Origin of the sequence: Brachymonas denitrificans (genome assembly GCF_907163135.1) — a bacterium.
Taxonomy (GTDB): domain Bacteria; phylum Pseudomonadota; class Gammaproteobacteria; order Burkholderiales; family Burkholderiaceae_C; genus Brachymonas; species Brachymonas denitrificans_A.
Genome location: NZ_CAJQUA010000001.1, coordinates 877,273 through 891,521, shown reverse-complemented (window position 1 = coordinate 891,521; position 14,249 = coordinate 877,273). Strand labels below are relative to the sequence as shown.

Here is a 14,249-nt window from a genome sequence, read left to right as displayed (position 1 = left end):
TGACCATGCACGCGCAGAGCCCGGACGCCGTTGCCCCAGAGGCGCTGCAGGCGCTGCGGGATGGCTATGCGCGCGACAAGGAAGCCCTGCTTGCGCACTTCCGGGATCCGGACATCGGCTACCGCCGCATGCGCGGCGTGCTGGGCACGCTGCGGAAGCTGACCCAGCTGACTGACGCCGTGCTGCTGGCGCTGTGGCGCCTGCACGGGCTGGACCGGGACAAGGCCGCACTGGTGGCAGTGGGCGGCTACGGACGCAGCGAGCTGTTTCCGCATTCGGATGTCGATGTGCTGGTGCTGCTGCCCGATGCGGCGCACCCTGCCCCGGCGCAGGATCCTGTCCAGGCCCGCGTCAGCGCCTTCATCGGCAGTTGCTGGGATCTGGGCCTGCAGATCGGCTCCGCCGTACGCACCCTGTCGGAGTGCCTGAGCGAATCCGCGGGCGACATCACGGTGCAGACCTCGCTGCTGGAGCGCCGGCTGATTTTCGGCCCGCAGGCCCTGTACCGCCAGCTGAGCGCGGCCTACGACAGCGCCATGCAGCCCTATGCCTTCTACCTGGCCAAGACGCTGGAAATGCGTCAGCGCCACGCCAAGTTCGACAACACGCCGTATGCGCTGGAGCCCAACTGCAAGGAATCTCCCGGCGGCCTGCGTGATCTGCACATCGTGCTGTGGGTGGCCAAGGCAGCCGGCTACGGCACCACCTGGGATGCGCTGACGCGCCACGGCCTGATGACACGCTACGAGGCCAAGCAGATCAAGCGCAACTACACCCTGCTCAGCCTGATCCGCGCCCGCCTGCACATGGTGGCCAACCGGCGTGAAGACCGGCTGGTGTTCGACATGCAGACACTGGTGGCCGAGCTTTTCGGCTACACCCCGATCGAACGCCAGACGCGCCAGGGCCACGATCGCAGCCCGATCCGCCCCAGCGAAGCGCTGATGCGGCACTATTACTGGACGGCCAAGGCCGTCACGCAGCTCAGCCAGATCCTGCTGCTGAACATTGCCGAACGCCTGCGCGATTCCGGCCACACACGCAACTACGACCCGGCGCCCGTCACCCGCGCCATGCGTGCGCTGCAGGCACGCAGCTCCGCACGCGATCCGCAGGCGAGCGAACCCGGCGCCCAGCTCGCCGCGCAGGAAGTGGTCAACCCCGTGGCAAGCACGGCCACGCCACACACCGACTACCTGGCGCTGGGCGCGCAGCGGCGCGAAATGCGGCCGATCAACGAGCGTTTTCTCGACAACAACGGCCTGCTCGAAGTGGTCAGCGACACGCTCTACCGCGAGCAGCCGCACGCCATTCTTGAAACTTTTCTGGTACTGCAGCAGACGGTCGGCATCAAGGGTCTGTCGGCACGCACGCTGCGCGCCCTGTTCAACGCCCGCGTGCTGATGGACAGTGCCTTCCGGCGCGATCCGGTCAACCGGCAGCAGTTCCTGCAGATCCTGCAGGCGCCCAGCGGCGTGACACAGGCGCTGCGCCTGATGAACCAGACCTCCGTGCTGGGCCGCTACCTGTGGGTGTTCCGCAAGATCGTGGGCCAGATGCAACACGACCTGTTCCACGTCTACACCGTGGATCAGCACATCCTGATGGTGGTGCGCAACGTGCGGCGCTTCTTCAAGGTGGAGCATGCGCACGAGTATCCGCTGTGCTCGCAACTGGCCGCCGGCTGGGACTCGCCCTGGATCCTGTCCACCGCCGCACTGTTTCATGACATTGCCAAGGGCCGCGGCGGTGACCATTCGCTGCTCGGCGAGCGCGAAATCCGCCGTTTTGCCAAGAACCACGGCATCAGCAAGCCCGACACCAGCCTGCTGGCCTTTCTGGTGCGCGAACACCTGAGCATGAGCACCATTGCGCAGAAGCAGGATCTGAGTGACCCGGAAGTGATCCTCGCCTTTGCGCGCAAGGTGGGCAACGAGCGCTACCTGACGGCGCTGTACCTGCTGACCGTGGCCGATATCCGCGGCACCAGTCCCAAGGTGTGGAACGGCTGGAAAGGCAAGCTGCTGGAAGACTTGTACCAGGCCACCCTGCGCGTGCTCGGCGGTCACCATCCAGATCAGGATTCGCTGGTGGAATCGCACAAGCGCGGCGCGCTGGTGGAAATGGCGCGGTTTTCCATGCCCTTCGAGGGCCATGTGAAGCTGTGGAACACGCTGGACGTGGGCTATTTCATGCGCCACGACAGCGGCGACATCGCCTGGCACACACGCCACATCGCCCGCCATGCCGGCCAGGGCAAGACGGTGGTGCGTGCCCGCCCGGCCCCGCATGGCGAAGGCCTGCAGGTGCTGGTCTACAGCCCCGACCAACCAGAACTGTTCGCCCGCATCTGCGGCTACTTCGAGCAGGCCGCCTTCAGCATTCTGGACGCCAAGGTGCACACCACCAGCGATGGCTACGCGCTCGACACCTTCCAGGTCGTGACCTCGCTCATGCCCGAGCACTACCGCGAGTTCATCACCATGGTGGAAACCTCGCTGGCGCGCGCCATCGAACAGCACGGCCCGTTGCCCGAACCCGCGCGTGGCCGTGTTTCGCGCCGCGTGCGCATGTTCCCGATCACGCCGGCGGTGCAGCTTTCTGCCGATGAAAAAGCCCAGCACTGGGTGCTGACCATCACCACCAGCGACCGTCTCGGCCTGCTCTATCGCATTGCCCGCGTGCTCAGCCAGCACCAGATCAGCGTGCAACTGGCCAAGATTTCGACCATGGGCGAGCGGGTGGAAGACACCTTCCTGATCGCGTCGCCTTCGCTCGCGTCGGCACGCTTCCAGGCCGAACTGGAACGCGCGCTGCTGGATGCGATTGCCATCCACTGAGACATTTGTCACAGCCTAGGCAAAAAGCATCAGTGCAATTAGCATTTACACACACTTTGGGGCTCTTCGTAAAGCCCGTGCAGCACCGCTCTGATTGAATAATGGCGTGCTGCCTGATCAAGGCACGCGCCCAACGGAGATAACCATGAAAAAACAAATCGCCATCCTGATTGCCACCACAGCCGCCGCCTTTGGCGTATCGGCTGCTACCGTCCATATCAATCCGCCTTCCGTCAACGTGGGCGTGCCCGGCGTGGTGGTATCCACCCCCGGCGTTGTCGTGAACCCGCCGGTTGCGGCGCGGGGCGACAACGGCCTGCATCTGGGCCAGCGCAAGGCACATGTGAACCAGGGCAACCATTACGGCCAATACAAGAATGCCGGCAAGGGCAAGCGCAAGGGGGCTGGCAATATGGGCCGCGGCAAGAAGTGGTGATTTTGAAGGGCAGTTTGTCGCTGCCCTGAACCCGCAAAGAAAAAGACCTGCTTGAACGATGCAAGCAGGTCTTTCTATTTGGTGCCTCGAACCGGAATCGAACCGGTACGACGTTTTACCGTCGGCGGATTTTAAGTCCGCTGTGTCTACCAATTTCACCATCGAGGCGTGGCGCATCTGATACAGATGCGCCGGAAAGCCTGCGATTATACGGTGGGCAGACTCAGCGTGCCGCCTCACGACGCGTGCGCACAGCCTCGGCCAGCTGACGCAGCACCGGCTCGGTCTGATCCATGCTGATGCAGGCATCGGTAATGGATACGCCACGCTTGAGTTCGCCATCGCCCAGGTCCTGCCGCCCTTCTTCCAGATGACTCTCGATCATCACGCCGGTAATGCGGCGCTCGCCGCCGGCGATCTGGGCGGCCACGTCGGCGGCCACGTCGATCTGTTTCTGGTGCTGCTTGCTGCTGTTGGCGTGCGACAGGTCGACCATGACCTGTTCGGTCAGGCCGGCCTTGGCCAGCGCCTCGCAGGCGGCCTGCACATGGGCTGCATCGTAGTTGGGCGCCTTGCCGCCGCGCAGGATCACGTGGCAGTCGGCATTGCCTCGCGTCTCGAAGATCGCGGCCTGGCCCATCTTGGTCATGCCGATGAAGGCATGGGGCGATTGTGCCGCCACCATGGCGTCCACCGCCACCTTGATGCCGCCATCGGTTCCGTTCTTGAAGCCGACCGGGCAGCTCAGGCCCGAGGCCAGCTGGCGGTGGCTCTGGCTTTCGGTGGTGCGGGCGCCGATGGCGCCCCAGGCGATCAGGTCGCTGATGAACTGCGGGCTGAGCAGATCCAGAAATTCAGTGCCTGCCGGCAGGCCCAGCTCGATCACATCCAGCAACAGGCGGCGCGCCTTTTCCAGGCCTACGTTGATGGCGAAGGTGCCATCCAGATGCGGGTCGTTGATGTAGCCTTTCCAGCCCACGGTGGTGCGCGGTTTTTCGAAGTACACGCGCATGACCACCAGCAGTTCGCCTGCGAGCTCCTGCGCCAGCGGCAGCAGGCGCTGGGCGTACTCGATGGCCTGGTCGTGATCGTGGATGGAGCACGGCCCCACCACCACAATCAGGCGGTCATCGCGGCCGTGCAGCACATCGCTGATGGCGCGACGCTGCTGCTCCACGCGCTCCAGCGCCACATCGCTGATGGGCAGGCTTTCCTGCAGCAGGGCAGGAGTGAGCAGCGGGCGGACGGCGCTGATACGGGTGTCGTCGATGCGGGTGGTGTCGTGGGTAGAGGAAGTCATGCCGGTACAGTGTTCAGGATTGCTGCAATGCAGCAGATCATTGTAGCGGCTCGGCAGCCGTCCTGCTTGCTCAGCGCGCAGCCCAGCGCCGCTGCACATGCGGCCACAGCACGTTGATGGTCAGTCCCAACAGCACCAGCCCGGCCGCCAGCAACTTCCACCCCGGCATGCCCTCGCCCAGCAGCAGCGCCGAAGCGGCCATGCCGAACACAGGCACCAGCAGTGCCATCGGGCTGACCGAGGCAGCTGCATAACGGCTCAGCAGCCAGGCCCAGGCGCCGTAGCCGAAAATGGTGTTGCCGTACGATTGCCACAGCACGGCCAGCCAGGTACTCCAGCTGGTCTGCGTGACGCCCTCGACGATGCGCGGCCAGCCCTCGAACCAGAGCGAAAGCAGGAACAGCGGCGGCACCGCAAATGCGCTGCTCCATACCACGTAGGCCAGCATGTTCAGCTGCTCGCCGCCACGGGCCTGCTGCGCCAGTGCGGCCGACCGGTTGACGATATTGCCTGCGGCCCAGCTGATGGCCGCCAGCGTGATCAGCACCAGTCCGAGCAGCGTGGTCGATCCATCCGTGCGCACGGCAATCACCACCATGCCGGCCGCCGCCACCATGCTGGCCACCAACTGGAACAGCCGCGGCCGGTCACCCGAAAGAGCCATCGCCATGCCCATGGTGAAAAACACCTGCGACTGGATCACCAGCGAAGCCAGCCCCGGCGAAATGTCGCGCTGCATGGCGATGAACAGCAAACCGAACTGCCCTACCCCGATCAGCACGCCGTAGGCCGCCAGGTTGCGCCAGGGCACCTGCGGCCTTTTCACCAGCAGCATGAAGGGCAAGGCCGCCAGCAGGTAGCGCAGCGTGGCAAACAGCAGCGGCGGCAAGGCGTCCAGCGCCAGCCGGATGACGACGAAATTCGTGCCCCAGACGAACACGACGGCCAGCGCCAGCAGCAGGTGGCGCGCGGGGATGACAGATTGCATGAAATGGAAAACGGGCAGCAGCAGGAGGAATCAGGACAGGTGCGGCAGCCCGCGGCGCGGGCTTACCAGAAAGGCCGCGCCTCCTTCAGCGATTCCAGTGCCTGCTCGGTTTGCTGGCTGGATTCCATGTCGATGTGCTCGTACCAACCGGCCACGGCCCCGCCGGCAAATGCCGTTTCGGGGTGCTGGCTGGCCAAGGTTTCGAGCATGTGACGACATACGGCCGCGTCATTCATAGTGCCGAGCACCTTCTGCATGGCCTGCTGCGAAGACAGGTATTTCTTCACCTTGTAGGCATCGTACAGCGACGCAAAAAACTCTGCCGCATAACGCAATTTCTTCACCTGCTTGCGCAGGGTGTGGCGCTGCTCCTCGTTGAGCTTGTGCCAGCGGCGCGCCAGCTTGTCGACCGAATTGGCGCGGCGGTTCAGCGCATCGCGGGTGAAGGCGCGCAGCTTGTCTTCCTCTGCATTGGCTGGCGGCTCCTGGTAGAGCCAGTGCAGCACCTGCAGCAGCAGCATGCCGATACGCGGCGAATCCAGATCCTCCCGCATGGCTCGCATCAGGGCTTCACGCTGGGTCATCAGATGCTTCTTGACGGGCTCGAGCTTGACGCGGTGGGCCAGCGAGGGCTCCACGGCGGCAATGGTTTCGCGCACCAGCACATCGCGGTCGCGGATTTCGCCGAGCTGCTGGGCCAGCGCCTGCAGCTTGGTCTCGAGCTGGTTCCACACCGAATCGGTGGGCAGGGCCGCAAAGGCCTTGTCGGCCGAACGCATGCGGCGAATGGCCACGCGCGCCTGATGCACAAACTCCATGTCATCGCCCTGCCCCAGTTCGACCAGGTTGAACTGCAACTGTCGCATGCATTCCAGCATGATCACACGGCGTGCCTGGTGGGGCGTCATCTCCGGATCCAGCGGAACATCCTGCGCACCCACGGGTGTGGTTGGAATCTGCTCGAACAGGCGATAGCCGCGCTCGGCCTTGCTGCGCTGCTGAGGCAGCAGGGCGAAGTTGCGGGCCAGCATCAGGGCCACGGTAAACACCGCCTCGGTCGTGCCGTGCTTGAGCTCGATTTCGACTTCATTGATGGGATGCTTGCGGCCATCGCATTCGATGTGGCCGACATCCAGGGCGATTTCAACCACATTGCCCTGCTTGTCCTCGACTTCCCATTGCGTGCGGACAACCCGCGTGGCGAAGGTAGGTTGCAGACGGGTCGCGATCTTGTCGTCGCACAGAAAATCGCGCGCCTCGACGTGGCCGATGTTGGCCAGTTCCAGCATCTGGCCATGGGTGATGTGCTCGACCTCGGTGCGCGCATTGAGGCCGCCGCCACCCTTCTGGCCGAACTTGACGGTCTGGATCCACTGGTTGCCCTGCTGGCGCAGGCGCAGGCCCATGCGGCGCTTGGCCAGATCAAGGGCAGGCGTGTCGTAATAGATGCTGACGAGTGGCTGTTCCACCGGCTTGGACGCCTGTGGCAACAGCTTGGCCACCTTGCGCTTGAACTCCGCATTCTGCGAAGGCGACAGGGACAGGCTCAACTCGATTTCAGTGCTCATTCTTCGGGCTCCTGGATGCAGCCGCTGGCTGCAGACAACAAGGGGACAGGCTAACACGAATCCGTTACAACGTGGGTAGGCCAACTGCCCATCCGCAAGGGGCGGCTCGGCTATTGCTGTGTGAAGCCTGCTGCCCCCATCCCGCACACGCCCTGCTCGGGCCTTTCACACGGCCTGCGCAAGCAGTTCGAGCATGCCTGCCTCATCGAGCACGGCCACGCCCAGCGCCTGGGCCTTTTCCAGCTTGCTGCCCGCTTCGGCGCCGGCCACCACGTAATCGGTTTTCTTGCTCACGCTGCCCGCCACCTTGGCGCCGGCGGCTTCCAGCAGTTCCTTGGCCTGGTCGCGGCTCATGCCCGGCAGCGTGCCGGTGAGCACGAAGGTCTTGCCGGCCAGCGGCTGCGGTGCCATGCTGTCCACGGCGCCATCGGATTCGGGCCAGGTCACGCCATGGGCACGCAGGCGCTCGATGACTTCACGGTTGTGCGGTTCTTCGAGGAAATGGCGGATGCTGCTGGCAACGACCGGCCCCACGTCCGGCACCTGCAGCAGCGCCTGTTCGTCGGCAGCCAGCAAGGCATCGAGCCGGCCGAAATGGCGTGCCAGATCCTTGGCCGTGGTTTCACCCACATGGCGGATGCCCAGGCCGTAGATGAAACGGGCGAGCGTGGTGTGGCGGCTTTTTTCCAGGCCGTCGAGCAGATTCTGTGCGGACTTTTCCCCCATGCGGTCCAGCCCGGCCAGGGTGTCGAGCTGGAGCTCGTACAGGTCGGGCAGGCTGTGGATCAGGCCGCCGTCCACCAGCTGGTCGACCAGCTTTTCGCCGAGGTTTTCGATATCCATGGCGCGGCGCTGGGCGAAGTGCAGCACGGCCTGCTTGCGCTGGGCACTGCAGAACAGGCCTGCCGTGCAGCGTGTATCGACCTCGCCCTCCTCACGGCCCACGGCGCTGCCGCAGACCGGGCAGGCATCGGGCATGGAGAACGGCACCGTGCCCTCGGGCCGGCGATCGAGCACCACGGAGACCACTTCGGGGATCACATCACCGGCGCGGCGCACCACCACGGTATCGCCAATGCGCACGTCCTTGCGGCGCGCCTCTTCCTCGTTGTGGAGGGTGGCATTGGTGACCGTCACGCCGCCCACGAATACCGGCGCCAGCTTGGCCACCGGCGTGAGTTTGCCCGTGCGGCCAACCTGCACGTCGATGGCCTGCACGGTAGTGAGTTGCTCCTGCGCCGGATATTTGTGCGCCACGGCCCAGCGCGGCTCGCGGCTGACGAAGCCCAGGCGCTGCTGCAGCGCCAGTGCGTTGACCTTGTAGACCACACCGTCGATGTCGAACGGCAGGCTGTCGCGCAGCGCGGCGATCTTCTTGTGAAATTCGACCAGTTCCGGCGCGCCGGCCGCCACCGTGCGGTGATCCGACACCGGCAAGCCGAACCGGACCAGCGCATCCAGGATGCCGCTGTGGGTTTCGGGCATGGCATCCCAGCCCTGCACCTCGCCGTAGCCGTAGGCATAGAAGCTCAGCGGGCGGCTGGCGGCAATGGCGGGATCGAGCTGACGCAAGGCGCCGGCAGCCGCGTTGCGCGGATTGACGAAGGTTTTCTCGTTGCGTGCGCCGGCGGCGATCTTCTCGCGCTGACGCTCGTTCAGGGCTTCGAAATCATCGCGGCGCATGAAGACTTCGCCGCGCACTTCGAGCACCTCGGGCACGGCGCTGCCCTGCAGGCGCAGCGGAATCTGGCGCAGCGTGCGGATGTTCTGCGTCACGTCCTCGCCAGCTTCGCCATCGCCGCGCGTGGCACCCTGCACCAGCACGCCGTGCTCGTACCGCAGCGAAACAGCCAGTCCATCGAATTTCAGTTCGGCTTCGTATTCGACGGACGGGTCCAGCGGCGACAGGCCCAGTTCCTTGCGCACGCGCACGTCGAAGGCAATGGCGCCGCTGGCTTCCGTGTCCGTTTCGGTGCGGATGGAGAGCATGGGCACGGCATGGCGCACCGTGGCAAATCCGGGCAGGATCTGGCCCAGGATACGCTGGGTGGGCGAATCAGGCGTGCGAAGCTCGGGATGGGCTTCTTCGAGTGTCTGCAGTTCCTGGAACAGGCGGTCGTACTCGGCATCGGGCAGCTCGGGGGCATCCAGCGTGTAGTACAGATGGGCGTGATGCTGCAGCTGCGCGCGCAGCGCTGCGGCGCGCTCCTGTTGCGCGGGCGTGGGGCCGGGAGTGTCGGCGAACAGGTCCTGGGTGGTCATGCGGAATCCGGGGTGTCAGTACGCAAGCCCGAACGCCAAACGGCCGGCGTTGTGGCCAGCCATTGGGCATCGGGCATGCCAAAAATCAGGAGAACAGGCGGCGGGCCAGTGCCGAGCCGGCCGCGAAATCATGCTGCTCCAGCGTGTTGTACAGGCCTTCCAGATCATTGGCAATGGCATCCATGGTGTCGGCCGTGATGCGCTGGCCGTTGCCGTCGGTGATATTGCCGTCCATGTCCTTGGCCAGATGCAGTGCCGCCTCGCACATGCGCGCAAAGGGCTGTTCCTCGCGGTGCACGTGAGTCACTTCCAGGCACAGCAGGGCTTCGTAGAGGGCTGCCTGTTCCAGGTCTTCGGCCAGCGCGGCCTGCGTGTCGTACTCGAGGCTGAGCAACGGCGGCGCGCCTTCGACCGATGCCGGCAGCACCAGGCGGCCTGGCAGCACGCCGGGCACGAAACCGTGGCGGGCAGCACATTGCTGCAGGTAACCGGGGCTCCAGGCGGCCTGGCGCGCACGCAGCACGAAGCTCAGGCGCGCGTCGTTGGCGCTGGCGAACTGGTCCAGTTCGCGGGCACGGGCCACTTCTTCGAGCATTTCGGGGAAATGCGGCGTGCCGTTGATGGCATCGGCCACGGCCTGGGTCTTGAGCGTGAATTCGGAAAAGGCGATCTCGTTGAGCGGACCGCTGCGGTTGGCCAGTTGCACACCGGCCTGGAACTGGTCGTAGAACTGCCCGGCAACCGGCGGCTCCCACAGGCCGCTGTCGCGGTTGCGGCCTTCCACGGCGAACGGCTTGGTATCGACGCGACGGGTAGCGGGCAGTGCCGCCTGGGCCGCCTCGCCCGAAACCACGGCGCCCTGATCCAGCACGATGGTGGCCATGGCATCCAGCAGCGGATCAAGCAGCAGCTTGCGGTCGGGGCCGGTATTAAGGCTGATTTTCTGGGTGATGGCATCGGATTCGCCGTGTTCCGGAGCGGACCCGCCATTTGCCGCCGGGTGATTTGGCGCTGCATCGTCCTGCCCTGCCAGCTCGGGGCCGGCCCCCGGAGGCAGCATGTCAGTGGCCTGCAGGGCGGCATCCACGCCATCGGCTTCGGACACGGTGGCGCTGGCCTGCGGTGCAGGATCGGGCCGGCGCGGCTGGCTCTTGCGCGCCTGCCAGGCGTTGTGGGCGACCAGTCCGGCCAGAACCAGGGCGCCTGCAGCGGCCAATCCGATTTGTAGGGTATTGCTCATGGAAGGTCCAATCTGGGATCGCGCATATCTTAGAGCGAAAAGCGCCGGCTTCCGGGCACTCAGGCCACTTCCGCCATGGAAACGGCCGACTCCATGTCCACCGCCACGATGCGCGAAACGCCCTGCTCCTGCATGGTCACGCCGATCAGCTGTTCGGCCATTTCCATGGCGATCTTGTTGTGGCTGATGAACAGGAACTGCGTGCCCTGGCGGCTCATGGCCGTCACCAGCTTGGCATAGCGCTCGGTGTTGGCATCGTCCAGCGGCGCGTCCACCTCGTCCAGCAGGCAGAACGGTGCCGGGTTGAGCTGGAAGATGGCAAATACCAGCGCGATGGCCGTCAGCGCCTTTTCGCCGCCGGAGAGCAGGTGAATGGTCTGGTTCTTCTTGCCCGGAGGCTGTGCCATCACCTGCACGCCGGAGTCGAGGATTTCGTCGCCGGTCATGATCAACCGGGCCTGGCCGCCGCCGAACAGTTCGGGGAACATGCGGCCGAAGTGCTCGTTCACGGTCTCGAAGGTGGAGCCCAGCAGTTCGCGCGTTTCGCCGTCGATCTTGCGGATGGCGTCTTCGAGGGTGTCGATGGCGTCCATCAGATCGGCCGATTGCGCATCCAGAAAGGTCTTGCGCTCGCGCGAGCTGGCCAATTCTTCCATGGCAGCCAGGTTGACGGCCCCCAGGGCGGCAATTTCGCGCTGGATGCGGTCAATCTCGGTCTGCAGGCCGTGCAGGCGCACGCCCTCTTCCTCGATGCTGCGGGCGATCTCCGCATCGTCCACCTGCGCCTCGGCCAGCGATTGCGCGTATTGCTCGACGCCGATGCGGGCGGCCTGCTCCTTCAGCTGCAGTTCGGTGATGCGCTGGCGTAGCGGTTCGAGTTCGCGTTCCAGCGCCAGGCGGCGCTCATCGCTGGCCCGCAGCTTGCTGGTCAGGTCTTCGTAGGTGCTGCGCTGGGCGGCCAGTTGCTGCTCGCGCTCCAGTTTGGCATCCAGCGCCTGCTGCAGGCCGTTTTCGGCCGTGGCGGCGGTGAGCGATTCCAGATCCTGCCGGGCGCGCTGCTGCTCGGCCTGCAGGGCCTGCAGCTGCTGGGCTGCCGTGCCCAGGGTACGCTGCAGTTCGGCGGCGCGCGCTTGCACGCTGCGCTGTGCGAAGGTGGCCTCCTGCGCGGCACGCTCCAGGCTGCGTTGCTGCTCGCGGCAGGTTGCCAGCTTGCGCTCGCCTTCGATCACTTTTTCATCGAACTGGGCGTGGCGCTCCTGCGCATCGGCCAGTTGCATGTCCAGTTCCTCGAAGCGTCCTTCGGCCGTCATGCGGCGTTCCTGCAGGTCTTCAAGCAAGGCGTCGATTTCTTCCAGGTCGGTACCGATCTGGTCGCTGCGGGCACGCATCTGCTCGGCCTGCTGGCTCAGGCGCAGCACTTCCACCTGCAGTTGGTGGTGGGCGGTCTGGCTTTCGCTCGCCTCTCGGCGCGCCTGCGACAGACGCTGGCTGGCATCGGCATAGGCGGCTTCGGCGCGGTTGAGCGCGGTGCGCGATTCCTCGTGGATGAATTGCTGTGCGCGCAGTTCCTTGTCGAGGTTCTCGATTTCCTGTGCGCGCGCCAGCAGGCCGGCCTGCTCGCTGTCCTGCGCGTAGAAATCCACGCTGTGCGCAGTAACAGCATGGCCGGATTGCACGTAGATGGCTTCGCCGGGTTGCAGTTTGTCGCGCTGGGCCAGTGCCTCGTCGAGCGAACCGGCGGTGTAGCAGCCATGCAGCCACTCGGTCAGGATCGCCAGCAGGCCGGACTCGTGCACGCGCAGCAGATCGACCATACGCGGCAGGCTGCCCGCGCTTGCGGTTGCCGGGGCGACCGGCGTGGCGTAGAAACTCAGCTTGGCAGGCGGCGCATCGCTGGCGAAGGCGCGGACGGATTCGAGCCGGCTGACTTCCAGCGCGCCCATGCGTTCGCGCAGCGCGGCTTCCAGCGCAGTTTCCCAGCCCGGCTGCACGTGCAGGCGCGACCACAGGCGGTGCATCTCGCCGAGACCGTGCTTGTGCAGCCAGGGCGCCAGCTTGCCATCGGACTTGACCTTCTCCTGCAGCGCCCGCAGCGCCTCGCGGCGGGCCGACAGATCAGCCTGCTTGCGCGTTTCCTCGTTCAGGGCCTGCTGCGCCGTGCGGCGCTGCTCGTCCAGCTGCGGCACCATGTCCTGCAGTTCGGCCAGGCGCGCCTGCACGATCTCCAGCTGCTCGGCACTGCCGGCCAGCTCGGTCTGCATCTGCAGCAGCCGTGCCTCCTCGGGTGCGGCCAGGGCCTTGCGGTCGGCCAGCAGGCGCTCGCGGCGCTGCTCCTGCTGGCGCACCTGCTCGTCGATGCTGCGCTGCTCGGCAGCCAGCACCTGGATCTGCTGCTGCACCTGCACCACAGCCCCGCGCTGCTCGGCCGACTTCTGCTGCGCCTGCCGCAGGGCATCTTCCAGCTCCGGCAGCTGCATGGCCTGTTCCTCGACCTGCGCGGCCAGGATAGCTGCCTTCTCTTCGGACTCCATGTCCTGCGCTGCCAGCGCTTCGCGCTCGGCCTCGGCCTCGAGCTGGCGTTCGTTCCAGTGGAACAGCTGTTCACCCAGTTGCTGCAGGCGCTGCTCGGCACGCTGGCGGTTTTCCACCACGAAGCGGATCTCTGCTTCCAACTTGCCGACCTCTGCTGTGGCCTCGTACAGCTTGCCCTGGGCCAGGTTGACCTGGTCACCGGCGGCGTAATGGGCCTGGCGGATCGCCTCCAGCTCGCTTTCGGTACGGCGCATTTCGGCCATGCGCGCTTCCAGCGCAGTGTGCGCGGCATCCACGTCGGCCTTGACCTTGTGCTGGTCTGCCGCCGCATCCTCACGTTTGAGATACCACAACTGGTGCAGGCGGCGCGTGCCGGTCTGCTGCAGCCCCTGGTATTTCTGCGCCACTTCGGCCTGCTTTTCCAGCTTTTCCAGGTTGCTGTTGAGTTCGCGCAGGATGTCCTCCACGCGCGTCAGGTTCTCGCGCGTATCGTGCAGGCGGTTTTCGGTCTCGCGGCGGCGTTCCTTGTACTTGCTGACGCCCGCCGCCTCTTCCAGAAACAGGCGCAGTTCTTCCGGCCGGCTCTCGATGATGCGGCTGATGGTGCCCTGCCCGATGATGGCGTAGGCCCGTGGCCCCAGGCCGGTGCCCAGGAACACGTCCTGCACGTCGCGCCGGCGCACCGGCTGGTTGTTGATGAAGTAGCTGCTGCCGCCATCGCGCGTCAGCACGCGTTTGACGGCGATTTCGGAGAACTGGTTCCACTGCCCGCCAGCGCGGTGGCTGGCGTTGTCGAACACCAGCTCCACGCTGCTGCGGCTGGCCGGCTTGCGCGAGGTGGTGCCGTTGAAGATCACATCCTGCATGGATTCGCCGCGCAGTTCGCTCGCCTTGCTCTCACCCAGCACCCAGCGCACGGCATCCATGATGTTGGACTTGCCGCAGCCGTTGGGGCCGACCACGCCCACCAGCTGCCCTGGCAGCATGAAGTTGGTCGGTTCGGCAAACGACTTGAATCCGGAAAGTTTGATCGAATTGAGGCGCACGGCTGCAACATCGGCCGCGCTGTGCCAGATTACGTTC

The 14,249-nt window shown here is 65.4% G+C and carries 8 protein-coding genes and 1 tRNA gene; 2 read left to right on the top strand and 7 right to left on the bottom strand.

Annotated features, from left to right (window positions below):
* Positions 1-5: 5 nt before the first annotated feature.
* Both glnD and KKQ75_RS04185 read left to right on the top strand, forming a co-directional pair.
* Complete coding sequence (gene glnD / locus KKQ75_RS04190) at positions 6-2,840, top strand: [protein-PII] uridylyltransferase (RefSeq protein WP_213360532.1); 2,835 nt, start codon at positions 6-8, stop codon at positions 2,838-2,840.
* Positions 2,841-2,985: 145 nt separating this feature from the next.
* Positions 2,986-3,276 carry a hypothetical protein gene (locus KKQ75_RS04185; RefSeq protein WP_213360531.1) on the top strand — a complete coding sequence of 97 codons (291 nt, stop codon included), beginning with the start codon at positions 2,986-2,988 and terminating at the stop codon, positions 3,274-3,276.
* A gap of 79 nt (positions 3,277-3,355) precedes the next feature.
* On the opposite strand, the gene KKQ75_RS04180 is transcribed toward KKQ75_RS04185, so the two are convergent.
* The 7 genes from KKQ75_RS04180 to smc all read right to left on the bottom strand — a co-directional run bounded on the left by KKQ75_RS04180 (position 3,356) and on the right by smc (position 14,212).
* Positions 3,356-3,444, bottom strand: a tRNA-Leu gene (locus KKQ75_RS04180).
* 55 nt (positions 3,445-3,499) lie between these two features.
* A complete protein-coding gene (locus KKQ75_RS04175; RefSeq protein ID WP_213360530.1) occupies positions 3,500-4,576 on the bottom strand; it encodes a 3-deoxy-7-phosphoheptulonate synthase in 1,077 nt (358 codons plus the stop codon).
* A gap of 70 nt (positions 4,577-4,646) precedes the next feature.
* On the bottom strand, positions 4,647-5,564 hold the full coding sequence (locus KKQ75_RS04170) for an EamA family transporter (protein ID WP_371686401.1): 918 nt from the start codon (positions 5,562-5,564) through the stop codon (positions 4,647-4,649).
* 62 nt (positions 5,565-5,626) lie between these two features.
* Positions 5,627-7,132, bottom strand: coding sequence for a CHAD domain-containing protein (locus KKQ75_RS04165; RefSeq protein ID WP_213360529.1), 1,506 nt, complete (start codon positions 7,130-7,132; stop codon positions 5,627-5,629).
* A gap of 165 nt (positions 7,133-7,297) precedes the next feature.
* Positions 7,298-9,394 (bottom strand): NAD-dependent DNA ligase LigA, encoded by a 2,097-nt coding sequence (gene ligA / locus KKQ75_RS04160; protein ID WP_213360528.1) that lies wholly within the window; start codon positions 9,392-9,394, stop codon positions 7,298-7,300.
* Between the two features lie 85 nt (positions 9,395-9,479).
* Entirely contained in the window at positions 9,480-10,634 is a 1,155-nt protein-coding gene (locus KKQ75_RS04155) for a cell division protein ZipA C-terminal FtsZ-binding domain-containing protein (protein WP_213360527.1), read from the bottom strand.
* 59 nt (positions 10,635-10,693) lie between these two features.
* Complete coding sequence (gene smc / locus KKQ75_RS04150) at positions 10,694-14,212, bottom strand: chromosome segregation protein SMC (RefSeq protein WP_213360525.1); 3,519 nt, start codon at positions 14,210-14,212, stop codon at positions 10,694-10,696.
* Positions 14,213-14,249: the final 37 nt, after the last annotated feature.